Source organism: Oleiphilus sp. HI0061 (assembly GCF_001635675.1).
Genome location: NZ_LWFE01001297.1, coordinates 1 through 7117, shown reverse-complemented (window position 1 = coordinate 7117; position 7117 = coordinate 1). Strand labels below are relative to the sequence as shown.

Genomic DNA, 7117 nt, shown 5'->3' with positions numbered 1-7117 from the left:
TTCAAACTTAGTGTGAGGCTTAACAGAACCAGGCACACATAGAACCTGACCACGCTCAACTTCGTCACGCTTAGTACCACGCAGAAGAACACCAACGTTCTCACCCGCACGACCTTCGTCTAGAAGCTTACGGAACATCTCAACACCAGTACAAGTAGTGGTTTGAGTTTCCTTGATACCAACAATCTCGATTTCTTCACCAACTTTGATGATACCACGCTCAACTCGACCCGTTACAACCGTACCACGACCTGAGATTGAGAACACGTCCTCAACAGGCATTAGGAATGGCTGATCTACAGCACGCTCTGGCTCTGGAATATAAGAATCTAGCGACTCAACCAACTTCTTAACAGCAGTTGTACCTAGCTCGTTATCATCTTCGCCGTTCAATGCCATCAAAGCAGAACCTGCGATAATTGGCGTATCATCACCTGGGAACTCATAAGTGTCTAGCAACTCACGAATTTCCATTTCAACCAATTCAAGCATCTCGTTGTATTCTTCTGAACCTGCACCACCACAGTCTTCAGCCAACAAGTCAGCCTTGTTCAAGAATACTACAATGTAAGGTACACCTACCTGACGAGACAAAAGGATGTGCTCACGAGTCTGAGGCATAGGACCATCAGTCGCACCACAAACCAAGATAGCACCATCCATCTGAGCAGCACCTGTGATCATGTTTTTAACATAATCGGCGTGCCCTGGGCAGTCAACGTGAGCGTAGTGACGATCAGTTGAATCATACTCAACGTGAGACGTCGCGATAGTGATACCACGTTCTCTTTCTTCTGGTGCGTTATCGATGTTTGCGAAGTCAACCTTCTCACCACCGAATACTTCTGCACATACACGCGTTAACGCTGCAGTCAAAGTTGTTTTACCGTGATCAACGTGACCAATAGTACCTACGTTGACGTGTGGTTTATTACGTTCAAATTTTTCTTTTGCCATCCGAACATCTCCTCAAAAAATATAGCTCGATTGCGGACACTGCGTCTCGGCCAGCTAGAACCAGCATTGACCACACACAACTTAAATTCAATAAAACCAAGCAATAACACTCATGGAGCTCATAACCGGAATTGAACCGGTGACCTCCACCTTACCAAGGTGGCGCTCTACCGACTGAGCTATATGAGCAACGAATTTATTACTTGGAGCGGGCAGCGGGAATCGAACCCGCATCATCAGCTTGGAAGGCTGAGGTAATAGCCATTATACGATGCCCGCCACATAAAACTGGTGGAGGGGGGTGGATTCGAACCACCGAAGCTTACGCGTCAGATTTACAGTCTGATCCCTTTGGCCACTCGGGAACCCCTCCAGCTAGAATCGTAAAGACTCTAAAGAACTCAAAACAAAATGGAGCTGGTGGACGGAATCGAACCCCCGACCTACGCATTACAAGTGCGTTGCTCTACCGACTGAGCTACACCAGCTGCACACCCTCATTTCGAGAGGCCGCTATACTAAGTGAACTATTTTTCAGATGCAACACTTTTGCAAAAAATTTCTCTCTTCTTTGCACCTGTTGATAACAATGCAGCAATTTCGTCTATTTTCTCTTGGTTTTCAGCAGCATAATCAAGCCCGTACTCCAACCAAAAACTCGTTTCAGACTTCTTTTTCTCGAAAATGCTTGGCGCCATACCACTTTTCTTTACTTTTTTTGCTAACCCGCGCGCCAAATCTATATTTTCAAACACCCCTAAAGAATAAGCCCCACTTAATTCTCCTGAAGAAATCTTATACGTGTCGACCTTAATCTCAAGCAATCTTTGCTCTAGATCTTCAACAACATCTTTCTTCGCGATATACACCCAATAAGAGGGCGCCTTATCAAGAGTTTGACCTACAATCTGAACCTCACCAGTCCCCAGAAGCACTCTCTTTTTTTCCAATTCCAACTCAGCCCTATTATCAAAAGGCCCCAGCAACTCACAACGCCTCGCTATTGCCTGTTTATCGCCACCCGACGATGAAATATCCGACAACAACACTATACGTTTTACTGCCTTATTTTCCTGAAATTCTGGACTCACACCCTGCTCTCGATGCTTCACCCACTGAAAAGCAACCAGACCTACATTCACAACCAATAACGCTATAAACACCCACTTCATTAGTTTAGCTCCCCCTCAAGCCTAGATCCGAACAGCCCAGCCATCCCCTCAAAGACCAATACAGGCCTCAATTCGTAAGCCCCCACGATAAATCCGGCGATATATTTCGCATCACCACCCGTAAGTATTACCTTGTTAATACCATAGCCCTGACACTGTGACTCTAAGTAGCTTATAGTTTGACTCACCATAATATGAACACCATTAACAACACACTGCTCAGTATTCCTGCCTGGAGATAATCCACACTGCACATCATCATCTAATACAATTTTCGATGTCCCCGCCACAAGCGAATCCTGCAACATTTTGCAACCTGGAAAAATATAGCCACCAATATGCCGTCCATCTCCGTCAATCAAGTCGGCCGTCAAGGCACTACCGCTATCGATTACCATACAAGCGCCTTGATACAGATCGCGCACGGCTGATATTACCAGGCAGCGATCAACCCCCAACCTTTTCACCTCATCGTAAGCAAATTGCTGCCCGCTCATATCATCATGAGAAATCGCATAAATCTTAACATCCACCATACGCTGGAGCGCGTCAAGCAGACTATCTAGTACTTCAGACACCCTAACAGATGCTACCAGCACCCTATTAAATGACATGCCACCCAACTCTGCTGCCAGCAAAGCAGGATCAAGCGCCGACAACAACTCCTCTCCCGACCTTATGATTTTATTATTTTCAGCTAAACACCACTTGATCCGTGTGTTGCCGCAATCTAATAGAAGCATCAGCCTAACCTCACCGACACCTCACCTGCGTTAACCGCAGATAGTGCTCCATCAACCTCTAATAAGAGCGCGCCAGACAAGTCAACTCCTCGCGCAATACCAACTATTGCACCACTGTTGATTTCAACCACTTTACCCGCTAAAGCATCAAATTTGTTCCAATCCGACAAAAAACCCTTAAAGCCACCCAACTTAAAACGCTCTAAGTCACAATACAAACCACTCAATAAGTTGCCAGCTAGCTCATTCCGACCAATATCCGATACTTCGGACAAAGCTGACCAAGCCTGCTCAATCACTTCCGCATCCTCAGGCTTCATATCAACATTCAAACCCAGACCAACCACAACCCGCCAACTCGTTGTCGCCTCTCCATGCAACTCAACCAAAATACCTGCTAACTTTCTTCCACTTAACCAAACATCATTCGGCCACTTTAACTCAACGCCACTAACACCAAGTGATGCTAGCGTCTTCACAACAGACAAACCAACCACCAAACTTAGCCCAGATAGAGCTTCTGCCCCACCATCAAGATTAAAAGCAATACTAAGATAAATATTTCTCGCAAAAGGACTAACCCATTTTCGGCCACGACGACCTTTTCCGGCCGTCTGATATTCTGCCAAGCAACTCTCGTATAAATTTCCTTCGAGTTGCTTTTCCAATAAGTGAGTATTTGTTGAATCGGTACTTAAAAGTACCTCAATAGAGATATTTTCGACAGCTTGAGCTGCCATATACGACTGAATAGATTTACCACACAATAGATCAAGCGGTCGCAACAAGCGATAGCCGCGCCCTTTTACTGACTCCAAGGGTAAACGCAACTCCTCCAATTGACCTAACGCTTTCCACACTGCAGTTCGGCTTACACCCAAAGTACGACCAAGGTCCGACCCTGAATGGAATTCACCATCCGACAAGAGATTTAAAATAGAACGGAGTTCCATAAGGGAAACCAAAAAGAAATGAAGCCGCGATTATAGCGACTTCGAAAGCATTATCGCAATGCCATCCTTATTAAGGCAAGAAAATGTAAGCGCCAGCTTTAATCTATTGGCGTAGCAGTAATATCAGTTGTGATATTAAAGTTCTGTAGCTTCATTCCGTATAGCAGCGTTGACTCACCACCGACAGAGTGGCTGAGATTAACTCTTTCAAAATCAAGCTCTTTGAACTGCGTATTTGTTCTCATCGCAACACCTACCGGTCTATTTGCAATATCTGCAGCAGTCATATCTGAAGGAGCCTTGTACTCATAGGAGCCATCAGGCAACATAACCTTTTCCCAACCCTCTTCACCGTAGATATTATTACTATCGAAGCCTGTCGACCTCTTAATAACCGGAGCGCGAGCAATATCCATGTTGTATTCTGTCTGAATCCCAAAATCGTCAGACAAATTGTTCCCGTCATTGGTCGTATAATTATCAAATATTAACTTTAGACCCGTTCCCTTATCGGGCGAACCAGTACCCTCGCCATCGCGCCCGACATGCCAAGTTAAGCGATTTCTCTTTCCTTCAGAATCAATCTTCGACTTAAAGTGCCGTTTAGATGTTATTGTTAAGCCCTGGTCCCCACGATTTTCCCAGCGCCCGTTATCAGCAATACAATCACCCTGGCTAGCTCCGACACCACCAATACAAACATCTCCAGCACCACCAGTTGATATCAAGGTCTCAGAACCAGCATGATAACTCTCTACTACAAGCCCGCCAAAGCTAGCGTCAGCAGTGCGTTCACCTATTTTAAAGTCTGTAACATCCAACCGACTCCAACTTTCACCTTCATAAATCTTTAATCCGTCACTTGTGACATCTAACATCATGTCACGCAAGTGCACATCATAATTCAGCCCACTTAACCAGATTCCATTCCCAGTCCCGTCAGCCTCTAAATAGGAACCCATAATGCCATCACTAATTGATATATCGGAATTTACTGTAATTCCTTCGCTGCCTTCTCGCCCACCAGCCCCAAGTGTAATATGGCCATTAAGCGTTCCTTCCAAAGAAGGTGAACCTAACAAACCAGGAAGCCCCTGCACTCCCTGTGCAGACCCAAGCTTCTCATTCTTTAAATCCTCTTTATCCCCGGTACTCTCAGCAACCCGCACTCCCTCAATTTGATAGCCAAAAGCAAGATCTTCAAAACCAAGCCTTAGACCATCAAAAAACACGTCATCATTTGGCAAGTCTGCAGTAATATCGATAGTGATATCTCCATCAACATAAGCAGAAAGAGAACTCAACATCAAAGAATAACCATCATCGGTGTATACAAAGTTAGATTGATTTGTGTCACCAGCGATACTTAATTGAGTATCAAGACGTAAACCTTGATTGCCAGCCTCTGTATTACCGCCAGCTTGAACCAAGATTTTGTTGGTTCGACTAACACCACCCCAAACGGAGTCGGCGTAGGTCAAAGCAATATCGAAAGAACCTAGTGACTTTAATTGAACAGGGTTACCCGCGACATATTGATCAATATTTGTTTTAGTTTCACCCAAAACAAAATCCTGAACATGCAGATCTATCGCTAACTGTTCAAAGGCTAAAGCCAAGCCCACACCATGATAAGCGTCACCTGAATCCTCATCATCCAAAATATCTAGCGTCATGTTGACCAAATCTGTTGACCCGGTAATACCCAAAGCACCTACCCAGTAACCTGTATCTGCCCAGTCAGTATCATCACCCCACGCTACATCCAAGCGATTAAACTGGTTCGATGAATTGATCGTCATTCCTGTAAGACCATCAGCGCCGCCCGCGGCAATTAACAAATCAGAATTAACATCCATATTAATCCACAAGCTACCGTAACTTGCTAAAGGCGCGCCCGACGTAACATCATTAGTTACCCCGTGATTTAACGCGTTATTACTATACCTAATGGCATCTACACTTAGCTCTGCCTTTAGGTTAGGCATTGATAAGTTAAGCTGTCCTGCCTCGGTCACCCCAAACACCGTACCCAAAGATTCGACATCCAAACTTAAACCATCCAAGAAAAACTCATTGCCATTAGTGCGATATCCTAAGCGCCCATTTTCGACGGTAAAATCAATATCATACAACCCACCCAAAACATTGTTAGCACCGTGTCTTGTATTACCTCTGTTGTGCACCAAGATAGAGCCATCAATCTCGTAGTCAATAAAGAAGCCCCCTATACTCGGATCTGTTACAAGTGAAGGCAGGCCCGGCGCATCAACAAAACGAATTTCCTCTATTTCGAACCTTGCGACATTTCCAGAAGAAAAGGCAAACTTTATATCGCCGTTATCAAGAATATCAAACTCTAATCGGTGCTCTGCCAACTGCCCAGGATCTGCAGCAGAACTCATCTTGACACCCTGCAACGCTATACCCAAACCATCATCAAAATAGGCTATCTCACCCACTGAAAACTTCGATTCTAGGTCAACAGTGATTCCCGACTGCCCACTTACACCCGACAAAAACTCATCACCAAGTGCTTTTAGCTCCGCAGCGCTTATTTGTGGGAGAATAAAAAGCATTAATGTTATTGATAGTCTATTTATCATCCGTAATTCCTAAGGCGTTGGAAAAACCAACAGGTTACCCTGCAAAGTGAGATCACCACTCATCTCGACAGTCATTAAGTCGACCTGCTGATAGTCTGAACTATTACTTGGACGGTCTTGGTTTGCAGTCGCGAGCGTATACTGGAAGTCGTTCATGCGTATACTCTTAGGCAAGCCAATTTCGATCACATCCCGATTAAATAGCAGACCGTCACCACCAAAACCATCTGCAATATCTCTCAGTCTAAACGTAAGACCTTCAAAAGAGACTGAGCCTTGAATATTATCAATCGCAAACCAGCCTCCATCATTCTGAGTCTTAAAAGCTAAGCGCGCCCCACATACTTTTTGACTATTTGAACAATCTCCAAAGTAACCATGGCTGTCAGAGTCATTGAACGCCCCACCCTCTTCGTTGATTGAAACTTCACCTGTTAAATAAACACCACTTTGCCCTGTCACCTCTGATAGATCTGAGTCATCAATACTTGACATCTCTGCATTAGCGAGCCCGGCAGTAAGCATAAAAATTAGTACCCGAAACAACATAAATAAGCCTCTAGTTAGGATCCAAGTCCCGAAATTTAACATCCATATACTGGACCAATATCCCTTCAATTCGCTGCTCGCCTAAACTTGTACCACCAATGTCTAAATCACCGACAATGATATTGCTACGATACTCA

General features: G+C 44.7%; 6 protein-coding genes and 4 tRNA genes. All 10 read right to left on the bottom strand.

The features are described 5' to 3' along the window. The coding region (gene tuf, locus A3735_RS20535; RefSeq protein ID WP_068638542.1) for an elongation factor Tu at window positions 1-957 on the bottom strand (957 nt) is incomplete at its 3' end. A gap of 113 nt (window positions 958-1070) precedes the next feature. Then, window positions 1071-1146, bottom strand: a tRNA-Thr gene (locus A3735_RS20530). 15 nt (window positions 1147-1161) lie between these two features. Continuing rightward, a tRNA-Gly gene (locus A3735_RS20525) sits at window positions 1162-1236 on the bottom strand. A 10-nt stretch (window positions 1237-1246) separates the two neighbouring features. Beyond that, a tRNA-Tyr gene (locus A3735_RS20520) sits at window positions 1247-1330 on the bottom strand. Window positions 1331-1369: 39 nt separating this feature from the next. After that, window positions 1370-1445, bottom strand: a tRNA-Thr gene (locus A3735_RS20515). A gap of 39 nt (window positions 1446-1484) precedes the next feature. After that, the gene (locus tag A3735_RS20510) at window positions 1485-2129 is read right to left on the bottom strand and encodes a hypothetical protein (RefSeq protein WP_068514082.1); all 645 of its coding nucleotides are present in this window, start codon (window positions 2127-2129) and stop codon (window positions 1485-1487) included. Further along, on the bottom strand, window positions 2129-2872 hold the full coding sequence (locus A3735_RS20505) for a type III pantothenate kinase (protein ID WP_068514084.1): 744 nt from the start codon (window positions 2870-2872) through the stop codon (window positions 2129-2131). The genes A3735_RS20510 and A3735_RS20505 overlap by 1 nt, the downstream gene beginning before the upstream one ends. Beyond that, complete coding sequence (gene birA / locus A3735_RS20500) at window positions 2872-3825, bottom strand: bifunctional biotin--[acetyl-CoA-carboxylase] ligase/biotin operon repressor BirA (protein ID WP_068514087.1); 954 nt, start codon at window positions 3823-3825, stop codon at window positions 2872-2874. Before birA ends, A3735_RS20505 begins: the two co-directional genes overlap by 1 nt. 98 nt (window positions 3826-3923) lie before the next feature. Then, on the bottom strand, window positions 3924-6431 hold the full coding sequence (locus tag A3735_RS20495) for a DUF6160 family protein (RefSeq protein WP_156499794.1): 2508 nt from the start codon (window positions 6429-6431) through the stop codon (window positions 3924-3926). A 9-nt stretch (window positions 6432-6440) separates the two neighbouring features. Continuing rightward, on the bottom strand, window positions 6441-6980 hold the full coding sequence (locus A3735_RS20490) for a DUF6160 family protein (RefSeq protein WP_068514093.1): 540 nt from the start codon (window positions 6978-6980) through the stop codon (window positions 6441-6443). Window positions 6981-7117: the final 137 nt, after the last annotated feature.

Bases quoted from the DNA above. Each gene is read 5' to 3' on its own strand.
- birA (WP_068514087.1), bottom strand. From the start codon at position 3,825: ATGGAACTCCGTTCTATTTTAAATCTCTTGTCGGATGGTGAATTCCAT.
- A3735_RS20510 (WP_068514082.1), bottom strand. From the start codon at position 2,129: ATGAAGTGGGTGTTTATAGCGTTATTGGTTGTGAATGTAGGTCTGGTT.
- A3735_RS20490 (WP_068514093.1), bottom strand. From the start codon at position 6,980: ATGTTGTTTCGGGTACTAATTTTTATGCTTACTGCCGGGCTCGCTAAT.
- A3735_RS20505 (WP_068514084.1), bottom strand. From the start codon at position 2,872: ATGCTTCTATTAGATTGCGGCAACACACGGATCAAGTGGTGTTTAGCT.
- A3735_RS20495 (WP_156499794.1), bottom strand. From the start codon at position 6,431: ATGATAAATAGACTATCAATAACATTAATGCTTTTTATTCTCCCACAA.